Origin of the sequence: Pseudomonas tructae (assembly GCF_004214895.1) — a bacterium.
GTDB classification, from domain to species: Bacteria; Pseudomonadota; Gammaproteobacteria; order Pseudomonadales; family Pseudomonadaceae; genus Aquipseudomonas; species Aquipseudomonas tructae.
The window spans coordinates 5242576-5258444 of the sequence record NZ_CP035952.1 but is presented as its reverse complement, the minus strand read 5'-3'; the positions used below and the strand labels follow the sequence as shown (position 1 = coordinate 5258444).

Genomic DNA, 15869 nt, shown 5'->3' with positions numbered 1-15869 from the left:
TCAGCCGTTAAGCCACTCCAGCAACCCGAGCGCAGCCTTGCGCCCACTGGCAAAACAGGCCGTCAGCAGATAGCCGCCGGTCGGTGCTTCCCAGTCGAGCATTTCACCGGCACAGAACACACCAGGGACCTGCTTGAGCATCAAACGCTCATCCAGCGCTTCGAAGGTCACCCCGCCGGCACTGCTGATCGCTTCATCCAGCGGGCGAGGGCGCACCAGGGTGATTGGCAAGGCTTTGATCGCCCGCGCCAGCAATAGCGGATCAGCAAAAGTCTGCTGATCGGCCTGTTCACGCAACAGCGCCGCCTTGACCCCGTCCAGCCCCAGTTGACTGTGCAGATGCTTGGCCATCGAGCGTGAACCCCGTGGCTTGGCCAGGGCCTGCCGGATGTTATCCACAGGCCGGTTGGGCAACAGGTCGATCAGCACCCTGGCGCTGCCGTCGCGGTTGATCGCCTGACGAATCTGCGCCGACCAGGCATACACCAGGCTGCCTTCGAGCCCAACAGTGGTGAGCACGCATTCACCCAGCCGTGGCGCCTGACCTTCAAGGCTCAGGGCGATGTTCTTCAGTGGCGCACCGGCGAACTTGTCCTTGAGCACAGCGCTCCAGCCCGCGACTTCGAAGCCGCTGTTGGCGGGCTGCAAGGGCGCAATCTGTACGCCTTGCGCCTGTAGCCAGGGCAGCCATGCGGCATCCGAGCCCAGCCGCGCCCAACTGCCGCCGCCCAGTGCCAGTACGGTGGCGGTCGGTTTGAGTGTCAGCTCGCCTTGTGGATAAGCGATCCGCAAGGCGCCCTCGGCGTTCCAGCCCAACCAGCGGTGACGGGTGTGGATAACCACGCCGGCATCGCGCAAGCGTTTGAGCCAGGCGCGCAACAGCGGCGCGGCTTTCATGTCGCGGGGGAAGACTCGGCCGGAACTGCCGACAAAGGTTTCGATACCCAGGTCGTGAATCCACTGGCGCAGCACGTCGGCATCGAAACCTTCGAGCAGGCGGGCGACGTCCCCGGCGCGCTCGGCATAGCGAGCGATGAACGCAGGATAAGGTTCGGAGTGGGTGATGTTCATGCCGCCGACCCCGGCCAGGAGGAACTTGCGGCCCACTGAAGGCATGGCATCGTATAGTTCGACAGCGACCCCAGCCTGGCTCAGCACTTCGGCGGCCATCAATCCGGCCGGCCCGCCTCCGATAATGGCAACGTGTGGGCGGTCGGCGGTGCGGTTGTCGGTCATGGTCGGCTGCAAGCTGGGAAAAAGTGCCGGCATTCTACCTTAGCGGGGCGCCGGGAAGTACTGGTCAAAAAATGTACAGCAGGCTCAAGGCCAGGTGGTTAAAGGGGTTGAAGGGCTTTCCCGCAGGTTATCCACAGGCGGTTCCACAGTCATTGTGAGTAACCCAGCACGCGGCTGGCGCTGTGGTGCAGTATCCCGTGGCGGCGGGCCAGGGCCTCGCGGTCCTTGCTGTAGCCACCGCCAATTACGCCGACGACCGCTATGTCACGTCCCAGACAGTGGCGCAGCACGCTTTCGTCACGTGCCGCAACGCCTTCATCAGTGAGCTGCAGATAGCCCAGGGCGTCGTCTTTGTGCACGTCGACACCAGCGTCGTACAGCACCAGGTCCGGGCGATACAGCGGCAGCAGGTAGTTGAGCGCGTCGTCCACCACCTTCAGGTAAGCCTGGTCACCCATGCCGCGGGGCAGGGGAATGTCCCAGTCGCTTTGCGCCTTGCGTGCCGGGAAGTTCTGCTCGCAATGCAGTGACACGGTGATGGCATCGGCGGTGTCGTGGAGGATGCGTGCGGTACCGTCGCCCTGGTGCACGTCGCAGTCGAAAATCAGCACCTTGTGCACCCGCCCGGCTGCAAGCAGGTAGTGGCTGATTACTGCCAGGTCATTAAAGATGCAGAAGCCGGCCGGGTGATCGTAATGGGCGTGATGGGTGCCGCCGGCCAAGTGACAGGCGATGCCATGCTCCAGCGCTTGTTCGGCGGCCAGCAGCGAGCCGCCGACTGCGCGCACGGTGCGCCGGGCCAGGGCCTCGCTCCAGGGCAGGCCGAGGCGGCGCTGGTCTGCGTGCGACAGCTCGCCGTTCATGTAGCGCTCGATGTAGGCGCGGTCATGGGCCAGGGCGAGGATGTCGTTCGGGCAGATCTGCGGGCGTAGTAGCGCCGCATCCGTGGTCAGGCCGCTGGCGACCAGGTGATCGCGCAACAGGCGGAACTTGTCCATCGGAAAGCGGTGCTCGGCGGGAAATTCCGGGCTGTAGTCGTCGTGGTAGATCAGCGGCAGGGGCATGGCAGGGTCTTGAGCGAAACAGAGCTTGATCTTGCCAGTTGGCAAGGCTGTTGCGCCAGCTTCTACACTGAGCGGCAGGCTCATTGCACAGGTGTATTCATGGTGTTGGCTTCCTGGACCTTCTGGGCGGTGTTATCCGCCATCTTTGCCGCCCTGACTGCGATCTTTGCAAAGGTCGGCATCAGCGGTATCAACGCCGACTTCGCCACGTTGCTGCGTACGGTGGTGGTGCTGGTCAGCCTGGCGCTGATTGTATATGCCACCGGCCAGTACCAATCATTGAGCGCGATTTCTGCCCGCAGCTACCTGTTTCTGGTGCTGTCGGGGCTGGCCACCGGCGCGTCGTGGATCTGTTACTTCCGCGCCTTGCAACTGGGCCAGGCATCACAAGTGGCGCCTGTGGATAAACTCAGTGTGGTCCTGGTGGCGGTGCTCGGGGTGACCCTGTTGGGTGAAAGGCTCGACCTGCGCCAATGGGCTGGCATCAGCCTGGTCACTCTGGGCGTAGTGATGCTTGCGTGGCGTTGACCAATGGCTGCGGTCGTTGCCTTGTGCATGCACGCGCGGGTGCCTGCAACGTCAGCCGACCGTAAAAAAACAGGGCCGTCAGCCAGGTGGTCAGCCAGACGAAAATGCCCGCCCAGAACGTGTGCGACATATAGTGCCAGCCTTGCAGTACACGGGCAGTGCCGTAAACCAAGCCCAGTAACAGGACCGCCACCAGCAGTTTGCGTGCATGAGCCCAACGGTGGCGCAGGGCAACAAAATACAATGCCAACAGGGTAAAGCCGCTGGAAGCATGGCCACCTGGCCAGCAGCGGCCGGCACCGGGCTTGTCCAGCCAGGTGAAGTTGACGAACCATTCCTGATGCAGCTGGGTGCCGCCATACAAAGTGGTCTCTACCGGGCAATACACACTGGTATGACTTTTCAGGTAGTGGATGACTGTGGTGCACAGGGTGAAGGCCACCACCACGAACAGCAGGTCTCGACGATAGCGGGTGGTGAAGCGCAGCACGGGAGCGATACGCCACTTCTCCAGCATACGGCTGGGCATCGCCTGTGGATACGCGGCAAAACGTGGCCAGATGAACGACAGCAGCAGGCCGATTACGGCCAGTTCACCCGTCCAGTTCGGCAAAATTCGCGGCCACTTGTGCGTGACTTTCTCGAACCACTGATTATGCAGCAAGGGGAACTGGCCACTGAGCGGGTCAAGCAGCAGGTTGCTGATCAACCGGTCCAGGCTGGTGAGGTCGAACATAAGGAAAACCAGGGCCGCAAGGAGCAGCGGCAAGCCTAGGTTGTTCACGTAGAAGGCGCGACGAGAGGGAGTAGGCATCGTTTACTTCCCTGTGCTGGAAACAAGTTTGTGCCATTCATTAGCGTTCATCTGGCCGAGAATCCGCGCCTTGCCGTTGCGTCCCATGGACACAAACAGGGCACTGGCATAGGCACTGGAGCGTTCGCTGCCAGGAACGTTCAACTGCCGCTCAAGTTGATCGATGCAACCGCTGTGGGTCACCAGCACCAGGTTGTGGTCGGCGGTCTTGTGCTCGAAGGCAGCATGGGAAAAACCCTTATCGCATTGGGTCAACCAGTCTTGGCTGGCAATCGCCTTGCCGAACATGAAGTGCGCGGTTTGCCGGGTACGGACTTCCGGGCTGCTCAGCACCTGAGCGTTATCCATGCCCAGGCGCTGGATTGCACCGCCCACTTCGCTGGCTGCGTGGCTGCCTTCTATGGTAATGCCGCTGAGGTCGTCCAGGCATGGATTGGGCGAGCGGTCACAACGTTCGGCATGGCGGATCAAAACAATGATGTTGCCCTTCGCCCAGTCGGTATAGACACCACTGTTGTGCATCTGATTATCGCTGCCCAGGTCCACGATTTGTGTCCTTGATGACCACCACAATGCAAGGACGACCAGGGTGAATAAAATCCCCAACCCGGTCAGGAATTTTCGCGAGCGCCTGTCGCGTCGTCGTTTTTTGGGGGCGGTGCAGTCAAGCGTGTGGGTTGTAAGAGAAGAAGACATGGGACCACTTCAGGCAAGTTCGCAAGTGGGCGCACTGTAGAAAACCCAAGGTGCAGAGCGAGTGAAATGGATGTGAAAAATAGCTTGGAGGCAGAAGTTGTTACCTACGCTGTAGACTGCAGGCTGTAGATAAGGAGCCGAGCATGACCCCGATTCTGGAACTGGAAAGCGCACGGCTGCTGTTGCGCCAATGGCAGGATGATGACCTGCGGGAGTTTGCGGCGATGTGCGCCGACCCTCAGGTGATGCGCTATTTTCCAGCACCATTGACCCGGCTGGAGAGCGCCGCGCTGATCGGCAGGATCCGCGGTCACTTCAATGAGTACGGCTATGGCCTGTGGGCCCTGGAACGCAAGGACACCGGCGCGTTCATCGGCATGACTGGCCTTCTCAACGTGAGTTTTGCCGCCGACTTCGCCCCGGCCGTTGAGATCGGCTGGCGCCTGGCCCGGCGCCATTGGGGGCTGGGTTTTGCCAGTGAAGCGGCCTGGACCAGCCTGCGTTGCGCCTTCGCTCAACTGGGCCTGGAACAGGTGGTGTCGTTCACCACCGAGCACAACCTGGCGTCGCAGAAAGTCATGCAGGCCATTGGCATGCAGCAGGACCTGGCCGGCAGCTTCGAACACCCAAAACTTGAGCCCGGCCACCCCCTGCGACCGCACGTGCTGTACCGCATTGACCGCGCCCAGTGGCAGGCCACCCTGCGCGGCTGAATTGCACAACATACAGGCTGGCAATGACAAACCCTGTATTATTTGCCGCAGTTGCGCATTGCCTTGGAGAATCTTGAATGAGCCACGTGTTGGACGATCTGGTTGACCTGTTGAGCCTGGAGTCGATCGAGGAAAACCTGTTCCGCGGGCGAAGCCAGGACCTGGGGTTTCGCCAGTTGTACGGTGGCCAGGTACTGGGCCAGTCGCTGTCGGCGGCCAGTCAGACGGTCGAAGAAGCGCGCCATGTGCATTCGCTGCACGGTTACTTCCTGCGCCCGGGCGATGCCAGCATGCCGGTGGTCTATTCGGTCGACCGCGTGCGCGATGGCGGCAGTTTCAGCACCCGGCGGGTGACGGCGATCCAGAAGGGCCAGACCATCTTCACCTGCAGCGCCTCGTTCCAGTACGACGAAGAAGGCTTCGAGCACCAGAGTCAGATGCCCAGTGTGGTCGGCCCGGAAAACCTGCCGTCGGAAGTCGAGCTGGCCAAGCGCATGGCCGATCGTCTGCCTGAAACCATTCGCGACAAGATGCTCTGCGCCAAGCCGATCGAAATGCGCCCGGTGACCGCGGTGGATCCGTTCAACCCCAAGCCGGGCGAACCGGTCAAGTACGTCTGGTTCCGCGCCGATGGCAACCTGCCGGACGTGCCGGCGCTGCACAAGTACATGCTCGCCTACGCCTCGGATTTCGGCCTGCTGACCACCTCGCTGCTGCCCCATGGAAAATCGGTGTGGCAGAAGGACATGCAGATCGCCAGCCTCGACCATGCCTTGTGGTTCCACGGCGACCTGCGCGCCGACCAGTGGCTGCTGTACGCCATGGACAGCCCGTGGGCCGGTAATGCCCGTGGTTTTGCCCGTGGCAATATCTACAACCAGGCCGGGCAACTGGTGGCCTCATCGTGCCAGGAAGGCCTGATTCGTCATCGCAAGGATTGGCAATGAGCCTGCAGCAGATTCGCCATTGGGTGTTCGACATGGACGGCACCCTGACCGTCGCCGTGCATGATTTTGCGGCGATCAAGGAGGCGCTGGAAATTCCCCAGACCCACGACATTCTCACCCACCTGGCGGCCTTGCCAGCCGATGAGGCTGCGGCCAAGCACGCCTGGTTGCTCGAGCATGAGCGTGAGTTGGCGATTGGGTCGCGCCCTGCGACTGGCGCTGTGGAGCTGGTTCGCGATCTGGCTGCACGTGGATGCCAGCTAGGCATCCTTACCCGCAATGCCCGGGAGCTGGCGCATGTCACCCTCAAGGCAATCGGCCTGGCCGACTGCTTTGCTGTCGAGCACATCCTCGGTCGCGATGAAGCACCGCCCAAGCCGCACCCGGGCGGCTTGCTGAAACTGGCCGAAGCCTGGGATGTGGCGCCGACTGAAATGGTCATGGTTGGCGATTACCGCTTCGACCTGGACTGTGGTCGTGCGGCCGGGGCGCGGACGATCCTGGTCAACCTGCCGGACAATCCCTGGCCGCAGCTTGCCGACTGGCATGCGGCGGATTGTCGGGCGTTGCAGGTGATGCTCGACCATTGAGGTGAGTGGATCGCGGGGCTTGCCCCGCGAAAAGGCCTCAGAACTCCCAGCGCGTCGTCAGCATCACATTGCGTGGATCACCGTAGTAGGTGGTGTCGAAGTTGCCCAATCCGGTCAGGTAACGTTTGTCGAACACGTTGTTGGCATTGACCGTGAAGCTCAACTGCTCGTTGTATTGGTAACGGGTCATCAGGTCGACCAGGGTATAGCCGCCTTGCTTGATGAAGCTGTAGTCCCCGAGCGCGCGGTTGTAGATCTTGCCGTAGAACGCACTCTGCCAGTTGATCCCACCCCCCACGGTGACTTTGTCGAGCACCCCAGGCAGGCGGTAGGTGGTGAACATCCGCACCAGGTGCTCAGGTTTGCTGGTACTCATCGGGAAGCCGTAGATGCGTTGCTCGTCAGCATCGCGCGAGCGTGCATAGGTGTAGCCCGCCGAAAGGTTCCAGCCTTCGCGCAGTTCACCGGCCACTTCCAGTTCGATGCCCTGGGTGGTGGCGCCGCTGGTGGCCTTGAAGATTCCTTCGTTGGTCGCAGGGTTGGTGCCGATCGACTCGGCAACGTTGTCCTGTTCGATGCGAAACAGCGCCAGGCTGGCGTTGAGCTTGCCGTCGAAGTAGGCAGCTTTCAGGCCGGTTTCATAGCTGTCGCCTTCAACCGGATCGAGGGTGGCGCCGTTGCTGTCCTTGTTGCTCTGCGGTTGGTAGATCGAGGTGTAGCTGGCGTACACCGAGTAGGTGTCGTCCAGGTCATAGACGATACCGGCGTAGGGGGTAACCACGCCATGCTGCTGGTAGCTGGCCTGGTTGTCCTGGAACAACGGGTTGAGGCCGTCGTAGTCGTAATTGTCGCTGTACTTGAAGGTGCTGACCCGGGTGCCGAGGATCACCGAGAGGTCGTCGGTCGGGTGCAGACGGGTGGCGAGGTAAGCGCCGTTCTGGCTCTTCTTCTGCTCGTACTTGCCGTTTTTCGGGAAGTCCGGCACGCGAATGTGTCCATCCCAATCGAAGATGCTGCCGGGGACCAAGGCAAATTCGCTGGTGTCCCAGGTGGCGCCGGTCTGGCGTGAGTGGTTGGTGTCCAGGCCGACCACCAGCTCATGCTGGCGGCCGAACAGGGTGAAGGGCCCCGAAAGGTTCAGGTCGGCGCTGTTCTGCACCCGGTGGCCTTCCCAGCGGCCCCAGAAGAAGTACATGCCATCACCGTTGCGATCCGGGGCACCGCCACTGGCCGAGGCCAGGCGCGTGTCGTGGTCGCTTTGCAACTGGTTGACGGTAAGCTTGAGCGACCAGTCGTTGGCCAGCGCCTGTTCCAGCGAGGCGAAGTAGGTGCGGTTCTGAAAGTCGCGGCGGCTCCAGTCGGCGCCCGGGTTGAACGAACGTGAGAAATCGGTGCGGCCGCCGTCGGTGTAGTACACCGGGTTGCCGGTCCAGGAACTGCCGCGCGGGGTGGTGGTCTGCTGGTCGATGCCGACGGTCAACAGGGTGTCCGGGGTGATGTCGGCCTCGAGGATGCCGTAGTACACCTCTTTGCTCTGCTGGTAATGGTCCTGGTAACCCTGCTTGTCCTGCTGGGCGCTGACAAAGCGCCCACGCACGCTGCCGCTGCTGTTGATCGGGCCGGAGACATCGACTTCGCCGCGATAATCATCCCAACTGCCGGCACTGCCGGTGAGCGAGCCCTGGAACTGCGCGGTCGGTTTCTTGCGAATCAGGTTGACCGTGGCCGAGGGGTCGCCGGAGCCGGTCATCAAACCGGTCGCGCCCTTGAGCACTTCCACCCGGTCATAGATGGCCATGTCGACATGTGCGGTACCTTCGCCATAGACACCGTCATACACCGTGTTGACGCCGTCGTACTGGTAGTTGGTGATCACCAGGCCACGGCTGGAAAACTCGGTACGGTCGCTGTCGTAGGTTTGCGCCGATACGCCGGGGGTATTGCGCAAGACATCGGAAATACTTTGTGCACCCTGGTCGTCCATCTGCTGGCGGGTGACCACGGTGATGGTTTGCGGGGTTTCGCGGATCGACAGCGGCAGCTTGGTCGCGGTGCGGGTTGCTGCCGTGGTGTAGGAATGTGTCCCTTCGGTGGTTTCACCCAGGCCCTGGGCATTGATGCTGGTGGCGCCCAGCTCCAGTGCCGCGCCACTGCTGACCGGCACCAGCACGTAGCCGCCGTTGGACTGGCGCTGAGCCTGCAGACCGGTGCCGCTGAGCAGGCGCGCGAGGCCTTCCTCGACCGAGTAGTTGCCGTGCAGGCCGGCCGACTGCTGGCCTTGAGTCTGGCGCGCATCGAACGACAGGGTGATATTGGCGCGGGTGGCGAACAGGCTCAGGGTGGTGCCCAGCGGGCCCGGGGCGATCTGGAATTGCGTGCTGGCGCTCTGCGCCATGGCCTGGGCCGGCAGCAGTGCCATAGGCAAGAGGGGCAAGCCGAACAGTGCCAGGTGGACAGCGCGAACCAGAGCGCGAGGGGTGCGCGGACAAGTCGGGGTCATGCAGGATTTCCTTCGATTGGCTGGGCAGAGGGGCGGTCGAAATTTGCCGCTTTAACTGCGTAGCCGAATGAGAATGAAAATCGGCAACCCTTTGTGCGAAATTTCTTCAGACAGCTTCGATGCTGACCCAGTAACGGGTCATGTAACGCACCTTGACCGGCAGCGACACACCGAGGTTTTCCAGGATGGTGTCGGTGTCGTCGATACGAAAGGCACCTGACAGGCGCAAGTCGGCGATGTTCTCGGCGCAGCGCACCACGCCGGGGCGGAAGCGGCGCAATTCGCTGATGAAGTCGCCCAGGCGCCATTCGACCACGGTCAGCATGCCCTGGGTCCAGGCGCCGGTGCCGGGCAGGGCGGTGCTGGCAGCGCTGATCTGGTTGCGCTCGAAGCTGACGCTCTGCCCGGCCTCAAGGCGCAGCATCAACAGCGGCTGGTCGAGCGGGCGCACCTCAACCGCGTGCTCAAGTACGCTGACCCGGCTCAGGCCGTTGTCGCTGCGTACGCTGAAGTGTGTGCCCAGCGCGCGCACCCGGCCCTCAGTGGTTTCAACGATGAACGGGCGCGCCGCACTGTCGCGCGCGGTCTGCACCATGATTTCGCCGCTGTACAGGCGCAGCAGACGCTGCTGGCCGTCGTAGCGGATATCCACAGCGCTGTCGGTATTGAGTTGGAGCTGGCTGCCATCGTCGAGACGAACCTGGCGGCGCTGGCCCTTGCCTGTGCGCAACTGGGCCATCAATGCCTGGCCGGGTGTGCTTTCGCGTACTGCCCAGCCGGTTGCGCCAACGGCCATGAGCAGGGCCAGGGTCTTGAGCACGGCGCGGCGTCGGGCGCGCACGCCGGCCAGGGTCGGCAGGGCGACCTCGGCCGGCAGTCGGCCCAGCTGACGCTGCAGCTTCTCTACCCGCGCCCAGGCTTGGGCATGGGCCTGACTCTTGCCCAGCCAGTCTTGCCAGGCCTGTACCTGGGCAGCGCTGGGCGGCGCGGCATTGAGCTGTACATACCAGGTGGCGGCCGCTTCCAGGGTGCGATAGTCCAGTGGCTGGGCCATGTCAGTCGTCCGTCAGCAGCAGGCAGTGGGTCATGGCACGGATCAGGTGCTTCTTCACTGTGGTCACCGACACCCCCAGGCGTTCGGCGGTGGCCACATAGCTGAGGCCTTCGAGCTGCACGGCCAGGAAGATATTACGGGTGCGCTCGCCCAAGCCATCGAGCATCTGGTCCACCGCCAGCAGCGTTTCGAGGATCAGCAAACGGCTTTCCGGCGATTCGGCGAGCCGCTCCGGGCGCAGTGCCAGTTCGTCCAGATAAGCCTGTTCAAGTGCCTTGCGCCGGAATTTGTCGATCATCAGCGCATGGGCGATAGCACCCAGGTAGCTGCGCGGTTCACGAATGGTGTCGGCATTGCGCGCATTCAACACCCGGATAAAGGTGTCCTGGGCCAGGTCGGCGGCATCGCTGGCATTGCCCAGGCGGGCACGTAGCCAGCTTTTCAACCAACCGTTATGTTCGCTATAGAGCGCGTGCAGGGCAGCATGATCGGGGGCGGGCATGGTCGGGCGATATCGAGTAATTGATAATTAGTCGCATTATTGTGGTTTGCTGGCGCACTATGCAAGCGCTTGCGCTTGACCTGGGGCGGAGGCGGGCAAAGACTGCTCAGCTATTTGTCGAATCGACTCAGGAGGTTTACATGACCAGCAGGGCCATTATCGTCCAGACCGGCGGTGGTTACGACAAGGTGCAGGTCGCCAGCCGCGAGGCGCCAGCGCCGCAAGCCGGTGAAATCAGTGTGCGTCTGCATGCCAACTCGCTCAACTATCATGATTTCGCTGTGGTCAGCGGCATGTGGGGGCCCACTGCGCCGCGCATTCCCATGGCCGATGGCGCCGGTGTGGTCACCGCAGTCGGCGCTGGCGTGAGCGAGTTTGCCGTGGGTGATTCGGTGGTCAGCACCTTCTTCCCCGACTGGCTGGACGGCCAGCCGCTGGTCGAAGGTTTCGCCACGGTTCCGGGGGACGGCATCGATGGTTACGCCCGCGAACAGGTCACCGCCCGCGCGACGTCTTTCACCCATGCGCCCAAGGGCTACAGCCATGCCGAAGCGGCGACCCTGACTACCGCCGGCCTCACTGCCTGGCGCGCGCTGATGGCCGATGATTCGCTCAAGCCCGGCGATACCGTGCTGGTGCAAGGCACCGGCGGGGTGTCGATTTTCGCCCTGCAGTTTGCCAAGCTGGCTGGTGCCACGGTGATCGCCACCTCCTCCAGCGACGAGAAGCTCGAACGCCTCAAGGCCCTTGGCGCCGACCACTTGATCAACTACCGCACGACCCCGGCCTGGGGCGAAAAGGTGCGCCAACTCACCGGCAATCGCGGTGTCGATCATGTGATCGAGGTGGGCGGCCCGGCGACCCTTGAACAGTCGATGATTGCCGCGCGTATCGGCGGGCACGTGTCGCTGATCGGCATCCTTACCGGCGTGGCGGGCAACCTGCCGCTGGTCCAGGCCCTGGTGCGGCAGATTCGCCTGCAAGGTGTGCTGGTTGGCAGCCGTGCCCAGCAACAGGCCATGGTCCGCGCCATCGATGCCAATGGCCTGCGCCCGGTAGTGGACAAGACCTTCGACCTGGAACAGATCGTCGAGGCGTTTCGCTACCAGGAAAGCAACCAGCACTTTGGCAAGATCTGCCTGAGTATCTGAGCCGGCGCTTCAGATCTGCCCCAGCAACCAGCCGCGAAACGCCGTCAGTGACGCCAGCGACTGGTTGCGTGGCGGATAGATCAGGTAATAACTGCGCTGGCTGGCGAAGGGCGCACCGACGCTGACCAGTTCACCGCTGGCCAGCTCGTCGGCCACCAGGATGCGTGGTACCAGGCCGATGCCGATGCCGGCGCGCACCGCCTGGATCAAGTGCGACGTCAGCTCGAAGCTCGGCCCCAGGCGCATGCTGCGGTGTGCCAGGCCGTGATGGGAAAACCATTCGCCCCAGGCATTGGGGTTGTTGGCGACATTGAGCAGCAACTGCCCGCACAGCTGTGTCGGTGACCAGTCAGCGCGGCTGGCGGCGGTGTCCGGCGACAGGATCACCATCAACTCTTCGGCGTGCAGACGATGACAGACCAGCCCCGGCAGGTCGGCATTGCCAACGACGATGGCGGCGTCGATGCCGCTGGTCTCGAAGTCGATGGCTTCGATACGTGAATTGATGTGCACCAGCATGCCGGGGTGCAGCTTGTAGAACTCATGCAGGCGCGGCAGCAGCCACTTGGAGCCGAAGGTCGGCAGCGTGGCCAGGCGCAAACTGCCTTCGCCAGACTGGTAGGCCATGGCCTGCAAGGTGGCGCTGCGGATCCTGCCCAGGGCTTCGCTCATCTCTCGCTGATACAGCCGGCCGACATCGGTCAGGCGTACCTGACGGCCTTCGCGGCGGAACAGGGTCAGGCCCAATTGCTGCTCAAGAGCCTGGACCTGGCGGCTCACTGCGCTCTGAGTCAACGACAGTTCGGTGGCGGCGCGGGTGTAGCTTTCATGCCGGGCCGCGGCTTCGAAAGCCAGCAACAATGACATGGACGGCGTGAGATGGCGGTAATTCATTCGTAAAAGTCATTGATAGCGGCAGAAATATCCAGTTGTTCCCGATGACAAGCTCCGGGATCATTGGCATACCAGTGTCTTGAGGCTGACCTAATTATGCTCAGCCAGCAAGTGTTCCGATATTCCCGTGATTAGCCAAATTAAAGAGGCCATCCTTTGATGATCGCCCAACTGCCGACCAGCGCCCCTGCTGGCGACTATGCCGATTTTCTCATCGCCCTGCGCGCCAGCGGTTTTCGTGGCCAGTTCAGTGCCGACTACGCCACGCGCACGGTGCTGGCCACCGACAACTCGATCTACCAGCGCTTGCCGCAGGCGGCGGTGTTCCCGCTGGACGCCGAGGATGTCGCCGGTGTCGCCGCGCTGATGGCCGAGCCGCGTTTTCGCCAGGTCAAGCTCACGCCCCGTGGCGGCGGTACCGGCACCAACGGCCAGTCGTTGACCGACGGCATCGTCGTCGACTTGTCGCGGCACATGAACAACATCCTCGAAATCAACGTCGAGGAGCGTTGGGTGCGGGTCCAGGCCGGGGTGGTCAAAGACCAGCTAAACGCTGCGCTCAAGCCCCACGGGTTGTTTTTTGCTCCGGAGCTGTCGACCTCCAACCGCGCCACCGTTGGCGGCATGATCAACACCGATGCCAGCGGCCAGGGCAGTTGCACCTACGGCAAGACCCGCGACCATGTGCTCGAACTGCACACTGTGCTGCTCGGCGGCGAGCGCTTGCACAGCCTGCCGATCGACGACCAGGCGCTGGAGCAGGCCTGTGCCCAGCCAGGGCGCAGCGGCGAGGTGTACCGCATGGCCCGGCAGATCCAGGAAACCCAGGCCGAGCTGATCGAAACCATCTTCCCCAAGCTCAACCGCTGCCTGACCGGCTACGACCTGGCGCACCTGCGCGATGAGCAGGGCCGTTTCAACCTCAACAGTGTGCTGTGCGGTGCCGAAGGCTCGCTGGGCTATGTGGTCGAGGCCAAGCTCAATGTGCTGCCGATCCCGAAATACGCCGTGCTGGTCAACGTGCGCTACAGCAGCTTCATGGACGCCCTGCGTGACGCCAATGCGCTGATGGCGCACAAGCCGTTGTCGATCGAGACGGTGGACTCCAAGGTGTTGATGCTGGCGATGAAGGACATCGTCTGGCACAGCGTCGCCGAATACTTCCCCGCCGAAGCCGAGCGTCCGACCCTGGGTATCAACCTGGTGGAGTTCTGCGGTGATGACCCCACTGAAGTGAACACGCGAGTGCAGGCCTTTGTCGCCCACTTGCAGACCGATACTGCCGTTGAACGTCTTGGGCACACCCTGGCTGAAGGCGCCGAGGCGGTGACCCGGGTCTACACCATGCGCAAGCGTTCGGTGGGCCTGCTGGGCAACGTCGAAGGCGAGGTGCGGCCGCAGCCGTTCGTTGAAGACACCGCAGTGCCGCCAGAACAACTGGCCGATTACATCGCCGATTTTCGTGCCTTGCTCGACGGCTACGGCCTGGCCTACGGCATGTTCGGCCACGTCGATGCCGGCGTGCTCCATGTGCGCCCGGCCCTGGACATGAAAGACCCGGCCCAGGCGGCGCTGGTCAAGCCGATTTCCGATGCCGTGGCGGCGCTGACCCAGCGCTACGGCGGCTTGCTCTGGGGCGAACACGGCAAGGGCCTGCGTTCGGAATATGTGCCGGATTTCTTTGGTGAGCTGTACCCGGCGCTGCAGGCGCTCAAGGGAGCATTCGACCCCTACAATCAGCTCAATCCCGGCAAGATCTGTACGCCGCCCGACAGCGAGCAGGGCCTGATCAAGGTCAACGAAGCCCCGATGCGCGGTGACTTTGACCGGCAGATCGACGAGCGGGTCTGGCAGAGCTTTGGCAGCGCCGTGCACTGCAACGGCAACGGTGCCTGCTACAACTACGACCCCAACGACGCCATGTGCCCGTCGTGGAAGGCTACCCGCGAACGCCAGCATTCGCCCAAGGGCCGTGCCTCGCTGATCCGTGAATGGTTGCGCTTGCAAGGGGCCGCCAGCATCGATGTATTGGCGGCGGCAAAGAACAAGACCTCATGGCTCAAGGAGTTGCCCAAACGCCTGCGCAACAACCAGGCACGTTCTCGTGGTGAGGCTGACTTTTCCCACGAAGTCTACGAGGCCATGGCGGGCTGCCTGGCCTGTAAATCCTGCGCGGGGCAGTGCCCGATCAAGGTCAACGTGCCCGAGTTTCGTTCGCGCTTTCTTGAGCTGTACCACGGTCGTTACCAGCGTCCGCTACGTGACTACCTGATCGGCTCGCTGGAGTTCAGCATTCCCTACATGGCCTATGCGCCAGGGCTGTACAACGCGGTGATGGGGTCGAAGTTTGTCGGTCGCCTGCTTGAGCGCCACGTCGGCATGCTCGACAGTCCGCTGATCAGCCGCTTCAACCTGCAGAACACCCTGAGCCGTTGCAACGTACGCGCTGCCAGTGTGCCGACGCTGCGCGAGCTGACCCCGGCCCAGCGTGAGCGCAGCATCGTGCTGGTTCAGGATGCTTTTACCCGCTACTTCGAGACGCCCTTGCTGGCGTCGTTCATCGAACTGGCCCACCGTCTTGGCCATAAGGTGTTCCTCGCGCCCTACAGCGCCAACGGCAAACCCTTGCATGTTCAGGGCTTCCTCGGAGCCTTCGGCAAAGCGGCGATTCGTAACGCCACCCAGCTCAAGGCCCTGGCCGATTGTGGGGTGCCGCTGGTGGGGCTCGACCCGGCGATGACCCTGGTGTACCGCCAGGAGTACCAGAAGGTCGATGGCTTGAGCGATTGCCCGAAAGTACTGTTGCCTCAGGAGTGGTTGATCGATGCGCTGCCCGAACAGGCTGCGGGCGCCAGTGAAACCTTCCGTCTGCTGGCCCACTGCACCGAGAAAACCAACGTGCCGGCCAGCACCCGCCAGTGGGAACAGGTGTTTGCCCGCCTGGGGCTGAAACTGGTCACCGAAGCCACCGGTTGCTGCGGCATGTCCGGCACTTACGGCCACGAAGCACGTAACCAGGACACCTCGCGAACCATCTTCGAGCAGTCCTGGGCTGGCAAGCTGGATAAACAGGGTGAGGCGTTGGCCACCGGCTATTCGTGCCGCAGCCAGGTCAAGCGCATGGCTGACCGTCAGTTGCGTCATCCGCTGGAGGTGCTGCTGCAGTACGCCAAGGGCTGA

At 62.7% G+C, this 15869-nt stretch carries 14 protein-coding genes; 6 read left to right on the top strand and 8 right to left on the bottom strand.

Translation table 11 applies throughout. The features are described 5' to 3' along the window. Positions 1-1236, bottom strand: a complete 1236-nt coding sequence (locus tag EXN22_RS24055; protein WP_130266392.1) for a TIGR03862 family flavoprotein — start codon at positions 1234-1236, stop codon at positions 1-3. Positions 1237-1385: 149 nt separating this feature from the next. Continuing rightward, a complete protein-coding gene (locus EXN22_RS24050; RefSeq protein ID WP_130266391.1) occupies positions 1386-2300 on the bottom strand; it encodes a histone deacetylase family protein in 915 nt (304 codons plus the stop codon). Between the two features lie 99 nt (positions 2301-2399). Between EXN22_RS24050 and EXN22_RS24045 the strand changes: the two genes are divergently transcribed. After that, positions 2400-2828, top strand: coding sequence for an EamA family transporter (locus tag EXN22_RS24045; protein ID WP_130266390.1), 429 nt, complete (start codon positions 2400-2402; stop codon positions 2826-2828). Here EXN22_RS24045 and EXN22_RS24040 read toward each other — a convergent pair. Together EXN22_RS24040 and pmrG are read right to left on the bottom strand one after the other, a co-directional pair. After that, the gene (locus EXN22_RS24040; protein ID WP_130266389.1) at positions 2794-3642 is read right to left on the bottom strand and encodes a phosphatase PAP2 family protein; all 849 of its coding nucleotides are present in this window, start codon (positions 3640-3642) and stop codon (positions 2794-2796) included. The two genes, EXN22_RS24045 and EXN22_RS24040, sit on opposite strands and share 35 nt — an antisense overlap. 3 nt (positions 3643-3645) lie before the next feature. Next, positions 3646-4338, bottom strand: a complete 693-nt coding sequence (pmrG, locus tag EXN22_RS24035; RefSeq protein ID WP_130266388.1) for a lipopolysaccharide core heptose(II)-phosphate phosphatase PmrG — start codon at positions 4336-4338, stop codon at positions 3646-3648. A gap of 143 nt (positions 4339-4481) precedes the next feature. Here pmrG and EXN22_RS24030 point away from each other — a divergent pair, with 143 nt between their 5' ends. The 3 genes from EXN22_RS24030 (at position 4482) to EXN22_RS24020 (ending at position 6588) form a co-directional block, all read left to right on the top strand. Then, positions 4482-5051 carry a GNAT family N-acetyltransferase gene (locus EXN22_RS24030; RefSeq protein ID WP_130266387.1) on the top strand — a complete coding sequence of 190 codons (570 nt, stop codon included), beginning with the start codon at positions 4482-4484 and terminating at the stop codon, positions 5049-5051. A 77-nt stretch (positions 5052-5128) separates the two neighbouring features. Beyond that, positions 5129-5998, top strand: a complete 870-nt coding sequence (gene tesB / locus EXN22_RS24025; protein ID WP_130266386.1) for an acyl-CoA thioesterase II — start codon at positions 5129-5131, stop codon at positions 5996-5998. Beyond that, positions 5995-6588 carry an HAD family hydrolase gene (locus EXN22_RS24020; protein ID WP_130266385.1) on the top strand — a complete coding sequence of 198 codons (594 nt, stop codon included), beginning with the start codon at positions 5995-5997 and terminating at the stop codon, positions 6586-6588. Before tesB ends, EXN22_RS24020 begins: the two co-directional genes overlap by 4 nt. Positions 6589-6625: 37 nt before the next feature. On the opposite strand, the gene EXN22_RS24015 is transcribed toward EXN22_RS24020, so the two are convergent. The 3 genes from EXN22_RS24015 to EXN22_RS24005 form a co-directional block, all read right to left on the bottom strand. After that, on the bottom strand, positions 6626-9088 hold the full coding sequence (locus EXN22_RS24015) for a TonB-dependent siderophore receptor (protein WP_130266384.1): 2463 nt from the start codon (positions 9086-9088) through the stop codon (positions 6626-6628). Between the two features lie 106 nt (positions 9089-9194). After that, positions 9195-10142: a FecR domain-containing protein gene (locus EXN22_RS24010; protein WP_130266383.1), complete on the bottom strand. Its 948-nt coding sequence runs from the start codon at positions 10140-10142 to the stop codon at positions 9195-9197. A gap of 1 nt (position 10143) precedes the next feature. Then, complete coding sequence (locus EXN22_RS24005; protein ID WP_130266382.1) at positions 10144-10644, bottom strand: sigma-70 family RNA polymerase sigma factor; 501 nt, start codon at positions 10642-10644, stop codon at positions 10144-10146. A gap of 140 nt (positions 10645-10784) precedes the next feature. Here EXN22_RS24005 and EXN22_RS24000 point away from each other — a divergent pair, with 140 nt between their 5' ends. Beyond that, the gene (locus EXN22_RS24000; protein ID WP_130266381.1) at positions 10785-11795 is read left to right on the top strand and encodes a zinc-dependent alcohol dehydrogenase family protein; all 1011 of its coding nucleotides are present in this window, start codon (positions 10785-10787) and stop codon (positions 11793-11795) included. 9 nt (positions 11796-11804) lie between these two features. Here EXN22_RS24000 and EXN22_RS23995 read toward each other — a convergent pair whose 3' ends face one another. Continuing rightward, entirely contained in the window at positions 11805-12689 is an 885-nt protein-coding gene (locus EXN22_RS23995; protein WP_130266380.1) for a LysR substrate-binding domain-containing protein, read from the bottom strand. 159 nt (positions 12690-12848) lie between these two features. Here EXN22_RS23995 and ydiJ point away from each other — a divergent pair, with 159 nt between their 5' ends. Then, a complete protein-coding gene (ydiJ, locus tag EXN22_RS23990) occupies positions 12849-15869 on the top strand; it encodes a D-2-hydroxyglutarate dehydrogenase YdiJ (RefSeq protein WP_130266379.1) in 3021 nt (1006 codons plus the stop codon).